A 14,867-nucleotide genomic window follows, 5' to 3' on the forward strand; every position below is an offset into this window, starting at 1 on the left:
ATTGCTGCGATTGCCTTTGCCAAAGCCGGTGCCATAGCATATATGGCCACAGCTTTGCCTGATGTGAATGCAAGTACGCGGCAAGCTTACAAGCGCCGGAGAATCACCATGCTAAATACTGAAACCCCCAACAATCAGCATACTGAGCTGGACCAATATACGACGGAAGCACTGGTCGACGCCTTTATCAATGATCAGACAGAGGCCGTGAATGCCGCCCGCGCAGCCGGCCCGCAGATCGCCGCTGCTGTGGATGCAGCTTTGCCGCGCATACAGCAAGGCGGCAGGCTGATCTATGTCGGTGCAGGTACATCCGGACGGCTGGGCGTACTGGATAGCGTGGAGCTTCCGCCTACCTTTTCATGGCCCAGGGAGCGCGCTGTGGCATTGCTGGCAGGCGGCCCATCTGCGATGTTTGAAGCAGTGGAAGGCGCGGAAGACGATACGGGCCTGGGCCTGGAAGATATCAAGAGCCTGAAGGTCGGCCCGCTGGATGTGGTACTGCTGCTGGCAGCTTCCGGCGCCACTCCGTATGTGATGGGTGCGCTATACGCGGCAAAATGCGTCGGCGCCTTGACAATAGGTTTTGCGAATAACCCGGACGCTCCTGTCAGTACCGCTGCCGACGTAGGCATTACGCTGGATACAGGTTCGGAAATCATCTCCGGCAGCACCCGCCTGAAAGCTGGTACCTCGCAAAAAATCGCACTGAATACGTTTTCCAGTAGCCTGATGGTCAGGCTGAACAAGGTTTACGGCAACCTGATGGTAGACATGAAGGCGACCAACGCCAAGCTGCTGAAGCGCACAATTGCATTGACAGTGCACGCAACCGGCGCCGACGAAGCAACGGCGGAGCGTACCTTGTCCGCATGCGAACATCATGTCAAGGTAGCCATAGTCGCCATCAAAAAACAGATAGACGTAAGGCAGGCCAAGACACTGCTGGACCAGGTGGACGGCAATGTCCATCAGGCCTTGCAACGATAATGCAAAATGCAGCCCGGCTTACCCACACAAGATGTTAACAAGACTGTGGATAAGCCTTACCGCAAGCGGGCAGGTATCTGATTTGTAAGGAAATTTTTTTCGCGCCTAAAATTTAGGCACAATACTTTTCTGCGCATCACTATTCTGGCGTCTGACGCGTTAAAATTACTGATTGAAGCTGATTTTAAGCTGATTTGAAGCTGAATTGAGATAGGTAAGCCAGAATGCGATTGCGTCACATAGAAGTTTTCCACGCCATCATGCAGGCAGGCACCATCAGCGGTGCCGCCCAATTGCTGAGTATTTCCCAACCCGCCGCCACCAAAGTCTTGCAGCATTGCGAAATGCAATTGGGCCTGACGCTGTTTGAGCGTATCAAGGGCAAACTGCACCCGACCCCCGAAGCGCGCAAACTGTTCGCAGAAGTAGATCGCCTGAACCGCGACCTGCAATCGGTGCGCAGGTTGGCCAATAACCTGAAGAATCATCCGGACGAAGCGGTACGCCTTGCCTCCACCCCTACCCTGTCCATCACCGTGGTGCCGTCGGCACTCGCCGCCTGGCGCAGCAAGTTTGCCAATGTGCATTGCAATCTCGCCACGCACCATACCAGCGATATCGTTAATGCCCTATTGTTGGGAGATGTGGATTTTGCCCTGTCGCTGTATGACCCGCTACATCCGAATATCGCATCGGAATCGCTGGTGCAAGGCGGCATGACGACCATCGCCCCTTTAGGCACCTGGTCTTCCAAGCTGGACAATACCGCGCTGCCTATCGCCGACCTGCCGAAAAACCTGATCGCGCTGGATCTGGACGACCATCTGGTCAGCCGCGTGATGGACGCCTGCGAAGAACAAGGCCTGAGCTTTACCTCCCACACCGTCGTGCAAACCTACCTGCTGGCAAGAACGCTGGTGGAACACGGCGCCGGCGCTGCCGTGATCGACCCATTCACCGCGGCAACCGCCGACCATAGCAAGGTGCAATGCCGTCCGCTGGTGCCTGTCGTTCCCGTCAATCTGTATCTGCTGACAGTGAAAGCAACGCCGCTGTCGCGCTCTGCGCGGGCGTTTGTGCAATGTATCCGAGAATCGGCTGCCGAGTGTATCGCAAGGACGACTGCGGCATAGGACTTGGCGGCGCGCACCGTTTTTTGGCTCGGGCTTTTGCCGAATTTGCTGGTTGATATTGGGATTGCTGGCCGGGGGTAGCCCGGCGGCTACTTACCTTCTTTGCCTCGCCAAAGAAGGTAAGCCAAGAAAGGCGAGGCTCCGAGCGGTTGAAAGTCAAAAACAAGGTCAAAAACCAAATCAAAAACAACGGCAACCAGGCTTTCTAAATTTTGCAGAAAACGAATCTGCAAAATTCAGCAGCCTGATTTTGATGTTCGGGGTTGGGTTTGTTTTTGATGTTAATCCGCTGGGGACGTAGCATTTTGTGCGTTACGGAAAATGGATCAGAAACAGACGTTGTTTGAGCCGCAGGCGAGTTTCGTCTGTTTCCCATTTTTTGTAATGCAGCAAAATGTGATGGCGCCACGCGCCATCACCCGAAGGGCAAGTCTGCGGTCGCCTTTCTTTGCTTACTCTTCTTTGGCGAAGCAAAGAAAGTAAGTAGCTGCCGGGCCACCCCCGGCCAGCAATCACAAAAAAACGAAAATCCATGCAGCACATAACTACGACACAAACCGATTAAGGGCCAACTATCGCCCCACGATACAGCGCATCCAGCACCTGCTCTTCCCAGATATTCAGAGAGGAGTATTCTCCGCGATTCTTCTCCGGATCTGCACCCACTCCGCCTATGATATAAATCATGCCATTGCGGCTCACCGGATCAAAAACAAAGCCCGAGTTCAAACCCCAGGCAAACCCCAGATGCCCATACGCCTTGAAACCGCCACCGGCAACCAGGCGATCGCCAAAGTGGGCTGCGCTGATATCGCTAAAGTGCTGTGCGCCCAGACCCCAGGATTGAAACAGACCCTGATAGTTATCGCCATTCTTGCGGCCGGCATCGTAACGCCATTGCTCGCTCAGCATCGCATCCACCGTTTGCCGCTTGAGAACGTGTACGCCTTCCAATTCGCCGCCATTCATCAACATCAGCATCAGGCGCGCAAGACCTCCGGTGCTGATGCGCAGACCGCCCTGAGGGCTGAATAGCGTGGCATTGCTGCCAGGGATGTAGTGCTCCAGACCTTGCCTCCGGGCCGGCAGCTTGCCTTGATAATCATCAGTCTGCACTACCCAGGGGCCGGCTGTATTCCATACTTCGTCAGTACCTTGTTTACGGTACAGCACTGCCAGCCGGCTTATCTCTTCCTGCGTCAACTCTTCCGGGTTATAGCTGCCGGCGATTTTAAGCGGTGCCAGCACGGCCTGTTGCATATAGCGGTCAAAACGCTGGCCGCTGACGGCCTCGGCGATGGAGCCGAGCACGCCCCAGTTGAGGTTACAGTATTCAAAGTATCTGCCCGGGGCACGATCCGCATCAGCGGAGCTGGCCGCCCATTGCAAACCCTTGCCGTACTGCAGCCCCTCCGGCCGCAATACGTCGCGCAGGCTGACATCGACAGGAAAGCTATAGCCACCCTCGTCACGCAAGGAGGAAGTATGGGTCAGCAGCATGCGCACGGTGATAGGCATATCCGGAAAATGCGGATTGCGTACTGCAAAGCCCAGGTAATTGCCGATATCGGCATCCAGGTCCAGCTTGCCCTGATCCACCAGCCTCAGCACGCCTATACTGGCGACCAGTTTGGATACCGATGCGACGCGGTACAAGGTGCTGCTGTCTGCAGGCACACTATGGCTCCCACCAGTCACATCGATGGTGCGATAGCCGAAGGATTGCTGATAAACGATAGCGCCGCCCCTGATTGCGAGAGCGGACAGGCTGGCCAGCGGCTTGCGCTGGTCTGTGACGATGGATTGCAGTTGCTGATCTAGCTGGGTAAATTGCGGCATAGGTTTACTGGATGTCTGAGCAAAGGCTGCACCATTTGATGTAACGGCGGCTACGCTTGCCCAGAACAATAAACTGCGGCGCCATCTGGCAGAAAATTCCTTGGCCATCAACAAGTCTCCAGTTTTTATGATTTTATCCTGCAAGAACCACAGACAGGCAGTACTCTATTCTATGCGGGTATAGGTCTGGCGGATAACCTCGGTATTGCCGAAATCAAAGTGCCACCATTCCGTACTGATGCCGCGAAAGCCGCTGCCCAGCATTGCGCTGCGTAATATCAGGCGATGATTGATCTGCGCCTCGGTCAATGCGCCGCTGGCAAAATAGCTGTCTTCCAGCGACGGGTGCGACAGGTCGTTCATGTCGTCATAGGCAGTACCCATGTCCAGCAATTGACCCTGGCCGTCCACCAGGCTGACATCCACTGCCATACCGAAAGAATGTATGGAACCGCGCGCCGGATCGGCCAGGTATTTGCGCAAGCTGGTGCTTTCCAGCTCTTCCCACAACAGATTTTGCACCCGGTGCGGCCTCAGCGCATCCAACACGATCAAGCGATACGCCGGATGTTCTTTGGCCAGCCATTTGACCGCAGTGTCCAGGCCCTTGGCTGCATCCGCATGCAGGTAGCGGCAATTCAGGCTGCCATACAGATTGCGTCCGGCGAAATTGTTTTTGCTGGCGTAACGCAAATCGATGGCGATGCCGTTTATGCTGTCCAGCGAGCGGAATTCAGAATGGTCTGCGATGAATTCGCAACGCACGCGGTTCTTTTCTGTCATCATTTGCACTTAAAATTTCTATATATAACCAGTTCAGCAGACTAAAGCTGAATACTGGCTGCGACAAATGAATGCTTGTGCTGACGGTATAACCCGAGGGAATAGCCAGATTTCCTGGCGTCCGTGCAACACAAATAAAAACCGGCCTCTTGGTTGAGGCCGGCTCTGGCGTTTTGATCTGCGTTTTAATCTGATCGAGACTTTAGTCTATGCGCAGATAAGTCTGGCGAACCATAGTGGGATCGCCGAAATTGAAATGCCACCACTCGCTGTTGATGCCACGAAATCCGCTGGCAAACATGGCCTGGCGCAAGATATTGCGGTTATCGGCCTGCGTCTGGCTCAGGCTGCCGTCCGCCAGGAAATTCGCCTCCAGCGCCGGATGTGATTTTTCCACCATTTCATCATAGGCGGTTCCCATATCTATCTCGGCCCCCTGCGGATCAAGCAGCGTGACATCCACGGCCATGCCGAAGGAATGGATGGAACCGCGTGCGGGATCTGCCACATACATGCGCAAGGGAGTTCCCTCCAGATGCTTCCACAGCATTTCCTGTATGCGGTGAGGCCGCAAGGCATCCAGCACCAGCAAGCTATAGCCGGGATAGTGGCGGCTTAACCAGTCTGCAGCGTTCGCCAGCCCCGCCGCTGCTTCTCGATGCAGCCAGCCACAGTCCAGGTCACCATACAGGTCACGCCCGACAAAATTGTTAATACCCACATAACGCAGTTCGATAACGATGCCATCGATGGATTGCAAACGCCGGAAATCGGGGTGGTCCTTGATCAATTCACACAACATTGTGCGTCTCCATACCTGCTCATAGGGTGGCCGCCAGGTCCTCCGGATTTGTCGACGTAATTAATTGCTGTTTTAGAACGTAGAAGCCAGCGATTTTACGGACACATACACGGCAAACATGCACAGAGCGGCCTATTTATTTGTTCAGCATATTGGTTTGGCAAGTCAAACAACAAATGAATCTTTACTCGCTACGTATAACCTTAGGGTATGGCTTATTTGGCTTGCGCCTTTGCCGCATTATCCACGTCCAGATAACGCCAGGTCGTGAAATCCACCGGATGGCGCTTGTAATCTTTTAGCCACGGATGCCATACATCGGCCGACAAGGGATGGATGCGGACTATCCAAGGCGTGTACGCATGCATTAATTGCGCCATATCGTGGTATAGCCGCTGCCTCTCGGGCGAGTCGCTTAACGTGCGGGATTTTTCATAGAGCTGGTTGAAAGCCGGCAGGTTGAAGCGCGCATAATTGGCCCTGCCGCTATTCGGCCCATACAAGAGCTGATAGAAATTTTCTCCATCGGGGAAGTCGGCTATCCAGTTGGCCTCGGTCATTTGCACCTTGCCCAGCCTGGCCGCCTTCAGTATCTCCGAGTTTTTATCGCTTTTGAAGCTGATCCTGATGCCGAGTGCATCCAGGTTCTTGCGCCAGGTTTCATCGCGCAGGCGCCCCTTGGTCGATGCCAGGCTATGCATGACCAGGCTCAGCGGCTGTCCGTCCGGCAGGCTGCGATAGCCGTCCGCTGCGCGCTTGTAGCCGAATTTATCCAGCAAGGCATTGGCCAGGCGGATGTCGTAAGCCAGCGGACTGCGGTAAGCGGGGTCGTAGCCCAGCACATTTGGCGGCAGCGGCGTTTGCGCAGCAATCGCCAGCCCTCTTTCCATCAGGCTGATGTCTTCCTTGCTGTTATAGCTGAGTGCGATCGCGCGCCGCAAGGCGATCTTGTCCGGCGTGTAGCCGCCTATGACGGGATCATCCATGTTCATCCACACATAATAGGTCTGCAAGGTGGAAAACAGGTCCAGTTGCACACCCTTCTTTTGCAGCTCAGGCTTCAGGTGCGGACTGACCCCGGTGACCAGCACCATCTCGGCTAGCGGCGGCGGCACTTGTTCCAGGTAGTCGAATTCATTATTCAGGAAACCGAGCACCTGCGACTGCGCCTCTTCCATGATCCTGATCTCCACACGGTCCACGCGCGGCAGGCGCTTGCCCTGCAGGTCGCTGACGATCTGGTTATCCCGCGCATCCTTGCCGGCCACAGATGAGAACACTACATTGCGGTAGCCCGGATTGGCCAGCAGCTCAATCTGAAAACTGCGCTGCCACTTGCCCATCATGAAAGGGCCGGTGCCGACAGGATGGCTGCCGACCTGATCGCCATAGGTCTCTGCCACCTCGCGCGCGACAGCGCCGGTTGCAGAGGTCGCCAACTGGAACAGGAAATTGGTATCCGGCGCCTTCAGACGTATGCGCAGCGTGTAGCGATCTACCGCCTGGATACCTTCTATCGCCTGGTCGATATCGAACTTGCCGCCGGCCTTCAATTTCTCATCGCCGAGCAGCTTGCCTTCAAACATGAATAGCCAGGGCGATTTCAGCGCTGGATCATACAGGCGCTTAATGCTGTAGAGGTAGTCCTGTGCCGTCAGTTCGCGCTGCTTGCCTTTGAAGGCGGCATCCGGCGTGAAAAAGCTACCCGGCTGTATGCGCATCGTGTAGGTTTTGCCGCTGTCGCTGATTTCCGGCATGGCTGCCAGCGTATTGGGCATCAGTTTGACGGGCCGGGCCAGGTAGTCGTAGCGCAGCATGGGGTCAAAAATATTTTCATTGATGCTGAGCGATGCCAGGTCGGAGGCAACCGCAGGGTCGAGCGCCGCCTCTTGCGTGGTCAGCATCACATGCAGGGTCCTGGATTCCTTATCCGTTCCGGCAGCCAGCGCCGCTTGCGTGACGACCAGACCAGACAAGGCCAGGCAAAGGAGAGCTGTCTTAACAGGTATCAGGCGGCAAAAAATCATTGAAATTCCGGTTACTGGCACTGGATATAAATAATATAAAAGCTAGGACATCATTGGCTTGCGCAGCATAGCATTTTCAAGCAAATCCCCATAGGCGGGCCGATTAGCTGCAGGCGGCTTAGTGTATTAGCACTAGCTCGCGGCAACCAATACCAAACCGGCGCCCGCTTATAACCTTTGGACATACCTGCAACAAACACGACTTAGCTACCCTCACCTCCCCAAAAAGCGCCGCCAGCTGCCTGCAAGCCGGGGAAAAAATCTCATTCAGCCCCTTATTCAGCTCCTTAATAAGTTCCTTAAGCAGTGACGAACCCGTATACTTGTCCATTATTTAAACTTTCAGCAAGTATTTTCATGACTATGAGCCGTCCGGTAGCCTATGGCTGCCTTGCTTTGAGCATGTCCCTGGTGGGCTGCTATGTAGCGCTGTCCAAACCGCTGACCAGCGCCCTGCCGGTGTTCCTGCTGGCCTGGCTGCGCTTTGGCATTGCGGGCATCGCGATGCTGCACTGGCTGAAAAAACCACCTGCCGAGGCGCCGATGAGCCGGCAAACCCGCTGGCTGGTGTTTCTGGAATCCTTTATCGGCAATTTCATGTTTTCCATCTGCATGCTGTTTGGCGTGAGCATGACCAGTGCCGTGTCAGCCGGGGTGATCATGGCGGCGATTCCTGCAGCAGTAGCAATGCTGAGCTGGGCCTTCCTGCGCGAGCGGATTTCCTTAAGAGTCTGGGCGTCCGTCATTTGTGCGGTCGCAGGCATCAGTTTGCTGGCCTGGTCCAATTCCGGCACAGCCAGCCATACAGGCAGTGCCGCAAGCGACAAGGCCTGGCTGGGTAACCTGCTGGTATTTTGCGCCGTGCTGTGTGAAGCGGCCTATGCGGTGATAGGCAAGAAGCTGAGCGGCGTACTCAGTCCGCGCCGCATCAGCTCACTGATCAATCTATGGGGGTTCCTGCTGATGACGCCGATGGGCGTCTATTGGGCACTGAAATTCGATTTTGCCTCGGTCCATGGCGGCTCGTGGCTGCTGCTGGTATTTTATTCGCTCGCCGCCAGCGTCTGGACCGTATGGCTATGGATGACAGGCCTGAAAGGCGTGCCTGCCAACCTGGCCGGTGTATTTACCGTGATGCTGCCGATTTCCGCCACGCTAGTGGGCGTGCTGGTGCTGGGCGAAACGCTGTCTGCAATGCAATTGGTGGCATTTGCGATTGCCACCGCCGGTGTGCTGCTGGCGACCTTCCCCAGCAGGCAGGCACTGAAGCGGCGCTATTCCGACAATTGAGCGATATACGCTCAATGCCCTTAGCGCTCTCCCTCCTCGCCAAACCAAGTCACACCCAGCAGGCGCTGCGGGTCCAGCAGGTTTTGCAATTTGCCTGAAAGCTGCTGTGCGGATGCAGAAATATAGCGATGGTAATAGGCTTGATTGTAAGGGCCTATGCCGTGCTCGGCGCTGAAACTGCCGTGATACTTAACGACCACCAGATCATAGATTGCATGTCGTAGCGTGCCGACGATAACGGCATCGTAGGCAAGCGGCGCATCTGCCGGCCACACCATATTGAAATGGGCGCCGCCATCGCCCCAGTGCCCGAAATCCATCACCTTCAGCCATGGGTGGCGGCTATCAACCAGGCCCAGGGCTTCGCCGCGAAACGCCACCAATGCCGAGCGCGGCATGGAAATATCGAAGGCGATGACCTTGCCTTCCTGGCGCACGGCTTCGCTGACCGCATGCCGCAAGCGCCACAGCTCCTTGCCGCGGCCTACGACGGCATTCACAATCACGTCGCCGAACAGTTTTTCCAGACAGGCAGTCAATGCATCTTCCAGCGATACGCCCATTGCCTGCGGACTGCCGGCACTGCTGAGTTCTATCAGCACACAGTATTCAGGCACAGGTTCCGGCGCAAACGGATTGCCGATGTCAGGGATATGCCGCGCTACCGCATCCAGGCAAGCACCGGAAATACCTTCAAACGCAGCAAGAAACTCTGGGAAATCCTGCTCCAATGCCTGCAGCAGTTGCAATACTGCAGCCTGATCGCGCGGCACGACCAATGCGGTCGCCGTCTGTTGCGGCAAGCGATGCGCCTGCAGCACAGCCGCGGTAATGACGCCATAGGCTCCGCTGGTGCCGACAAATAGCTGCTTCAGGTCGGGGCCGGTATTGTTTTTCCTGAGTGCCTGCAACAAGTCCAGCATCTGGCCGGGCGGATCCAGTAATACTGCCTGCAAACCCAGCAGATTGTGGCGTACGTCCCCATACTTGATCAGGCGGGCACCGCCAGTATTGGCGGCAATCATGCCGCCTATGCTGGGATTGGCTCCCAGGTCTATGGGGAAAAACAGGCCATGCGGTTCCAGCGCATCATTCAATTCCTGCAAAGTGACGCCTGCGTCCACCAGGACTGAGCGGTTCACCGCATCGACCTCAATAGTCTTGCGCAGTCGTTCCAGGCTCAATACCAGCAGGTTCCCGGAAGCGTCCGGCGTGCTGGCTGCAACCAGGCCGGTATTTGCCCCCTGCAAGACCAGCGGCAGCCTGGCCTTAGCACAGTAGGCAACAATCCCGGCTATCTGATTGGCATCCGTCGGCCGCAGTACCGCCAAGGCTTGTCCGTTACCATACCGTGCACCGGTAACATAAGGGCGACACTCCTCTGCATCAAGCAGCATGCCGCGCTCGTCCAGCAGTGCGGCCAGCGCTGCCAGATGCTCACCAAGTTGCTCACTAAATTGTTCACTGAGTTGCTTGCTCATGGCCGCCATTTCAGGAATTTGCCGTCATCTTGAAGATGCCTTGCGCATTGCCGGTATCAAAGTTCAGATCCAGTTGTTCCTTGCCGCTGGCATCGACAAAGCGATCACGGGAAATGAATTCGTAAAAGGAGCCGGGCACGGTGCGCTCGACAATGCCGGTTTCGGCACGGAAGCGCCGCTGCACGCTGTCTGCCCTGAATGCGGTTTGCCTGACCCTGCCGCTGCCGGAGACTTCTACCGTTGGCTTGATTGCGCGTCCCAATGCCCTTTGCTGGTCGGCGGTCTGGTGCACATCAGGCACTCTGTCGGTCGCGTGGTTGAAGGCATTGCCCTCGGTCGCGATCCAGGCCATCTCGGCAGATTCCTTCAGCAGGGTTTCATAGTCATCCAGGCTGGGAATCTCATGCTGGCGCTCAAAACAAGCCAGCAATACGGGTAGCAGCTCCACCGCCTGCGGCATGCTCAGGCTGCCGTCGCGCTCCAGCTCGCTCAGCAAAGTCAATGCCGCAGGCGACAAAGGATCAACGGAATTACCCAAAACACGGCTCACCGCCTCCTGAAAGTCGCGGCTGAACCGTTCCGGATGCAGCTCGCTGACGAAGAATTGTGAAATATTTTCGGCGTCGTCAATATGTGCATAGGAGCGGCCGGTCATTTTCAGCTTGTCCAGCGGATAATTGCCGTTCAACCGATAGCCTAAAGGCTTCAGGATACGGGTCAGCGCGGTCTCGCCAGGCGGCAAGGCGCCAATGCCGAACCAGCGCACGGTACGCAGCGCGCCATGATCCAAAAACACCTTGCCATTACGGGCCGCTACATCCAGCGTATACGCCTTGCCGCTAGGCACGCGCTGCAAAATGTCGTCGAACAGCAGCATATTCAGCACTTGCGCCAGCTCGGAGCGGGAGATCTTGCCTTCTTCCCACATCCTGAATTTTGGTGAAACATGCAGTAAACTCACTAATTCTGCAGTTTTGCTGCTACCCACCTGGGAAGTCAGCAGCGTATGGATGTTAGAATTGATGGACATTTTGCGTTTCCTGCAAGATTTGGCTATTTGCTTATTTGGCGATATCGCTATATTCACATGGCATAGCATTGCATGCTGGGCCGGCTGCCGATAAGCGAGGGCATACACCCTATTCTGACTCAGCAGCAATATCGGGGCAAACGATATAAAATCATGACTTAGTGAATTTAATGCACCAACCAATACTTAGAGCCCATGCGCAAAAAAATCCCCAGCCTGAACGCACTGACCATTTTTGAAGCGGCAGCCAGGCAGCAAAGCTTTACCCGTGCGGCAGAAGAGCTGGCACTGACGCAAGGCGCCGTATGCCGGCAAATCGCCGGGCTGGAGGAATACCTCTGCCTACCGCTCTTCGCGAGAGTGAAGAAGCGGGTGATATTGACTCCTGCGGGGCGCCAATACGCTGAGAGGATACGCGTGCACATTGCCCGGATAGAAAGGGACACGCTGGAATTGATGGCGCAGCAGGATGGCGGCGGGGTATTGGAGCTGGCGGTGGTGCCAACCTTTGCAACCCAATGGCTGATCCCGCGCATGGCTGAATTCAACCAGGAGCGGCCTGACATCACGGTCAACCTGCACACCAAAACCGATGCCTTCCTGTTTTCGGAAACCAGTTTCCATGCCGCCATTCACTCCGGCAATGTGGCCTGGCCGGGCACTTCCGGCGATTTCCTGATCAGCGAGGGAGATACGATGCCGGTATGCAGCCCGGCACTACTGGAACGTTTTGCCAAACAGGTGCGGAAACAGGCGCAGAAACAGGCGAGCGGCAAACCCAGGCCGGCGAGGGAAATCGGCATGCCGGAAATAGCCGCTCTCCCCTTGCTGCATCTGACAACCCGGCTCAATGACTGGCGCACCTGGTTTGAGCTGCATGAATACCGTAATGATGTCTCCGCCGTCAAGGGCGCGCGCTACGAACTGTTCACGATGCTGGTCAGCGCTGCGGTCGCCGGGCTTGGCGTGGCCTTGATCCCGCGCTTCATGGTGCAGGCGGAGCTAGACGCCGGCACCCTGGTCATCCCGCTGGAGCGCAGCCTGTCCGGCACTACAGGTTATTATCTGGCTTACCCGGAAGAGCATGCAAGCTTCGCGCCCCTCACCGCATTCAGGCAATGGCTGCTGGAAGTGGCCGGCAAGCCCTGAACTCTGGCGCCCGTTACACTTACTGGCGGATGCCGGTATATTGCGCAGAACTTACCAGCCATTTGTCGGCAATCTTGCATACGACATAGACCACGCGCAGTGCCCGCTCCGTGGTTTTTCCTTCCTTGTCGGTGAACTTGCTGGGCCAGCGGGCAACCACAATAATGGTGGAGTCTCCATAGGTCCTCGCGCTGATCTGATCCAGCTCCATGACCTGCACCGGTGCCTGCGCGGCCCTGGCTTTTTGCTCTGGGCCATAAAACGTCAATACTTTTGCCCTCGCATCCACTTCGCCTATCGGTGAAATTTCCACATAATCGGCTGCGAGGATGGCATCCATCGCCACTGGATCAAAGTTTTTCTGCGCTGCAGCCAGTTGTTGAACTGCTGCGACACCCAAATTTGCCACATTTGCCGAATTTACCGCATCTGCCACACTGGCAGCAGCAAAGGCGGATGCAGAACCAAAAGCCAGGTTGGCGGTGAAAAAACAGGCCGCTGCAATCAGTAGCAAGGGGCGTTGGCGCATGAAAGACTCCTATGAAGTTGATCGCTCAGCGGCGATAATCCGTTTAAGAACCTTGCCAGCTATGAAAGTTCCCCGGAGCCGGATTTATTCTTGACCCCGGCCAGCAGCGCAAGACCGCTCAGCACCAGCAAACCCGTCAGCAGGTAGAGTGCACCATCCATGCTACCGGTCTGCACCTTGATCTGCCCTATCACCCAAGGACTGACGATGCCGCTGGTGATGCCTACGCTGCTGATCAATGCAATACCGCCGGCTGCCGCATTTCCAGACAGGTAGCTTGGAGGTACCGCCCAGAAAATAGGCAAGGCGGCAAAAATCAGGACAGCCGCCAGCGACAATATCCCTAGCATCAGCGGCAGGCTGGGCAAATGCAAGGTCAGCAGCGACATGGCAATTGCTCCACCTATCGTGCAGAAAGCGAAATGCTTGCGCCGCTCCGCCCTGCGGTCGGAATGGCGGGCTATCAGGATCACCCCTATCGCGCCTATTGCATTCGGAATGGCGGTATACAAGCTGATCTCCACCACATCCTTGACACCGAAGTCCCGGATCATCAAAGGCATCCAGAAGTTCAGCGTCAGCGAAGCACAGGTCAGGGCAAAGTAGATAAAGGCAAACAGATACACCTTGGGATTGCGCAATGCATCGCCAAAGGAATGATTACTATGCGTTTTTGATCCAGCCCCATCACGTTCCAGAGCGGCACCAAGCTCCGTCTTTTCGCTCTCGCTGAGCCAGGCAGCTTTGGACGGATTATCGTCAAGGTAAAAATGTGCAATGAATCCCAGGATAATCGCCGGAGCGCCCTCAATTGCAAACATCCATTGCCAGCCATACATGCCGGCAACGCCTGCCATGTCCCGCATGATCCAGCCGGATATCAAGCCGCCCAGTACCCCGGCAATCGCCACACCGGCAAAGAAGACCGACATCACCGCCGCCCGCCGCGTGGCAGGAAACCAGTAGGTCAGGTACAGCACAATGCCGGGAAAGAAGCCAGCTTCAAACACGCCCAGCATGAAACGCAGCGCATAAAACTGGTAAGGCGTAGACACCAGCATCATGCCTACCGATGCGATGCCCCACAGCAGCATGATGCGCACAAAAGTTTTTCGTGCGCCAAATTTTGCCAGCAGCAGGTTGCTAGGTACCTCGCAAACGACATAACCGATATAGAACACCGCCGCCCCCAGGCCATACATCGCATCGCTAAAGCCCAGATCATGCTTCATCTGCAGTTGCGCAAAGCCAATATTGATACGATCCAGGAAGGATACGACATAGCACAGGAAAAGAAACGGGATAATGCGCCAGGCGATCTTGCTATACAGCCCGGCGTTATCTTCCTCTGCGACCAGGGTGGAACTGCCGGATTGATCAAGGCCGTTTGCTGCAACGGATGTACTGCTCATGGTGTCTCGCTCCAAAATTGCGTATTGCCGGAACCATTCCGGCCACTGATTTGCGGCATCTGATGTGCCTTGCGGGATGCGGGCAAGCAGCCTCCCTGGCGCTAATCCGCGGATAGCGCTCTTGGTGAACAATCTTATTTAAATGGGTCTATCGCCAGAAATTCCGGCAAGAGTTTTTTAGCCGGAGGGCGTTGTTGCTTCTAGTGCTTCTACCGTCGCGGCGCGAGCAAGGTCCATAGCCTGCTTCAAGGTGGCAAAGTCGCCAATATGATTGGCGAGCAAGAGTATCAGTTGCGCATTCACAGACTGGCTTTGCGCATCATCCAGGCCCTGATGCATGTCTATCAAAGCTTCATAGAAATCGTCGGGACGGGTCAGATTGGCTTGGGTATTGAGTGTCAT

14 protein-coding genes are annotated in these 14,867 nt (G+C 55.8%); 5 read left to right on the forward strand and 9 right to left on the reverse strand.

Going from position 1 to position 14,867, the window contains the following annotated elements; genetic code table 11:
* Nucleotides 1-108 precede the first annotated feature (108 nt).
* The 3 genes from murQ (at nt 109) to IEW12_RS02410 (ending at nt 2,424) form a co-directional block, all read left to right on the forward strand.
* Nucleotides 109-990 (forward strand): N-acetylmuramic acid 6-phosphate etherase, encoded by an 882-nt coding sequence (murQ, locus tag IEW12_RS02400; protein ID WP_188564381.1) that lies wholly within the window; start codon nt 109-111, stop codon nt 988-990.
* Nucleotides 991-1,214: 224 nt separating this feature from the next.
* Nucleotides 1,215-2,123: a LysR family transcriptional regulator gene (locus IEW12_RS02405; protein WP_188564382.1), complete on the forward strand. Its 909-nt coding sequence runs from the start codon at nt 1,215-1,217 to the stop codon at nt 2,121-2,123.
* A gap of 58 nt (nt 2,124-2,181) precedes the next feature.
* Nucleotides 2,182-2,424, forward strand: a complete 243-nt coding sequence (locus IEW12_RS02410; RefSeq protein WP_188564383.1) for a hypothetical protein — start codon at nt 2,182-2,184, stop codon at nt 2,422-2,424.
* Nucleotides 2,425-2,684: 260 nt separating this feature from the next.
* On the opposite strand, the gene IEW12_RS02415 is transcribed toward IEW12_RS02410, so the two are convergent.
* The 4 genes from IEW12_RS02415 to IEW12_RS02430 all read right to left on the reverse strand — a co-directional run bounded on the left by IEW12_RS02415 (nt 2,685) and on the right by IEW12_RS02430 (nt 7,574).
* Nucleotides 2,685-3,962 carry a serine hydrolase domain-containing protein gene (locus IEW12_RS02415; protein WP_188564384.1) on the reverse strand — a complete coding sequence of 426 codons (1,278 nt, stop codon included), beginning with the start codon at nt 3,960-3,962 and terminating at the stop codon, nt 2,685-2,687.
* A 165-nt stretch (nt 3,963-4,127) separates the two neighbouring features.
* Complete coding sequence (locus IEW12_RS02420) at nt 4,128-4,748, reverse strand: M15 family metallopeptidase (protein WP_229750872.1); 621 nt, start codon at nt 4,746-4,748, stop codon at nt 4,128-4,130.
* A 199-nt stretch (nt 4,749-4,947) separates the two neighbouring features.
* On the reverse strand, nt 4,948-5,547 hold the full coding sequence (locus IEW12_RS02425) for a M15 family metallopeptidase (RefSeq protein WP_188564385.1): 600 nt from the start codon (nt 5,545-5,547) through the stop codon (nt 4,948-4,950).
* Nucleotides 5,548-5,762: 215 nt separating this feature from the next.
* Nucleotides 5,763-7,574 carry an ABC transporter substrate-binding protein gene (locus IEW12_RS02430; protein ID WP_188564386.1) on the reverse strand — a complete coding sequence of 604 codons (1,812 nt, stop codon included), beginning with the start codon at nt 7,572-7,574 and terminating at the stop codon, nt 5,763-5,765.
* 363 nt (nt 7,575-7,937) lie between these two features.
* On the opposite strand from IEW12_RS02430, the gene IEW12_RS02435 reads away from it, so the two are divergent.
* Nucleotides 7,938-8,864: a DMT family transporter gene (locus IEW12_RS02435; RefSeq protein ID WP_188565611.1), complete on the forward strand. Its 927-nt coding sequence runs from the start codon at nt 7,938-7,940 to the stop codon at nt 8,862-8,864.
* A gap of 20 nt (nt 8,865-8,884) precedes the next feature.
* Here the strand turns inward: IEW12_RS02435 and IEW12_RS02440 are convergent, their stop codons facing one another.
* Together IEW12_RS02440 and IEW12_RS02445 are read right to left on the reverse strand one after the other, a co-directional pair.
* On the reverse strand, nt 8,885-10,345 hold the full coding sequence (locus IEW12_RS02440) for an FAD-binding oxidoreductase (protein WP_188564387.1): 1,461 nt from the start codon (nt 10,343-10,345) through the stop codon (nt 8,885-8,887).
* Nucleotides 10,346-10,355: 10 nt separating this feature from the next.
* On the reverse strand, nt 10,356-11,369 hold the full coding sequence (locus IEW12_RS02445) for a DUF1338 domain-containing protein (RefSeq protein ID WP_371874508.1): 1,014 nt from the start codon (nt 11,367-11,369) through the stop codon (nt 10,356-10,358).
* A 201-nt stretch (nt 11,370-11,570) separates the two neighbouring features.
* On the opposite strand from IEW12_RS02445, the gene IEW12_RS02450 reads away from it, so the two are divergent.
* Complete coding sequence (locus tag IEW12_RS02450) at nt 11,571-12,524, forward strand: LysR substrate-binding domain-containing protein (protein WP_188564389.1); 954 nt, start codon at nt 11,571-11,573, stop codon at nt 12,522-12,524.
* 19 nt (nt 12,525-12,543) lie between these two features.
* Here the strand turns inward: IEW12_RS02450 and IEW12_RS02455 are convergent, their stop codons facing one another.
* The 3 genes from IEW12_RS02455 to IEW12_RS02465 form a co-directional block, all read right to left on the reverse strand.
* Nucleotides 12,544-13,053, reverse strand: coding sequence for a nuclear transport factor 2 family protein (locus IEW12_RS02455; RefSeq protein ID WP_188564390.1), 510 nt, complete (start codon nt 13,051-13,053; stop codon nt 12,544-12,546).
* A 59-nt stretch (nt 13,054-13,112) separates the two neighbouring features.
* The gene (locus IEW12_RS02460; protein ID WP_188564391.1) at nt 13,113-14,465 is read right to left on the reverse strand and encodes an MFS transporter; all 1,353 of its coding nucleotides are present in this window, start codon (nt 14,463-14,465) and stop codon (nt 13,113-13,115) included.
* 177 nt (nt 14,466-14,642) lie between these two features.
* Nucleotides 14,643-14,867 (reverse strand): DUF2783 domain-containing protein, encoded by a 225-nt coding sequence (locus IEW12_RS02465; RefSeq protein ID WP_188564392.1) that lies wholly within the window; start codon nt 14,865-14,867, stop codon nt 14,643-14,645.

Source organism: Parundibacterium terreum, from assembly GCF_014636315.1.
GTDB classification, from domain to species: Bacteria; Pseudomonadota; Gammaproteobacteria; order Burkholderiales; family Burkholderiaceae_D; genus Undibacterium; species Undibacterium terreum.

Bases quoted from the DNA above. Each gene is read 5' to 3' on its own strand.
- IEW12_RS02440 (WP_188564387.1), bottom strand. From the start codon at position 10,345: ATGAGCAAGCAACTCAGTGAACAATTTAGTGAGCAACTTGGTGAGCAT.
- IEW12_RS02450 (WP_188564389.1), top strand. From the start codon at position 11,571: ATGCGCAAAAAAATCCCCAGCCTGAACGCACTGACCATTTTTGAAGCG.
- IEW12_RS02430 (WP_188564386.1), bottom strand. From the start codon at position 7,574: ATGATTTTTTGCCGCCTGATACCTGTTAAGACAGCTCTCCTTTGCCTG.
- murQ (WP_188564381.1), top strand. From the start codon at position 109: ATGCTAAATACTGAAACCCCCAACAATCAGCATACTGAGCTGGACCAA.
- IEW12_RS02460 (WP_188564391.1), bottom strand. From the start codon at position 14,465: ATGAGCAGTACATCCGTTGCAGCAAACGGCCTTGATCAATCCGGCAGT.
- IEW12_RS02465 (WP_188564392.1), bottom strand. From the start codon at position 14,867: ATGACACTCAATACCCAAGCCAATCTGACCCGTCCCGACGATTTCTAT.
- IEW12_RS02405 (WP_188564382.1), top strand. From the start codon at position 1,215: ATGCGATTGCGTCACATAGAAGTTTTCCACGCCATCATGCAGGCAGGC.
- IEW12_RS02455 (WP_188564390.1), bottom strand. From the start codon at position 13,053: ATGCGCCAACGCCCCTTGCTACTGATTGCAGCGGCCTGTTTTTTCACC.
- IEW12_RS02435 (WP_188565611.1), top strand. From the start codon at position 7,938: ATGAGCCGTCCGGTAGCCTATGGCTGCCTTGCTTTGAGCATGTCCCTG.
- IEW12_RS02415 (WP_188564384.1), bottom strand. From the start codon at position 3,962: ATGCCGCAATTTACCCAGCTAGATCAGCAACTGCAATCCATCGTCACA.
- IEW12_RS02420 (WP_229750872.1), bottom strand. From the start codon at position 4,748: ATGATGACAGAAAAGAACCGCGTGCGTTGCGAATTCATCGCAGACCAT.
- IEW12_RS02425 (WP_188564385.1), bottom strand. From the start codon at position 5,547: ATGTTGTGTGAATTGATCAAGGACCACCCCGATTTCCGGCGTTTGCAA.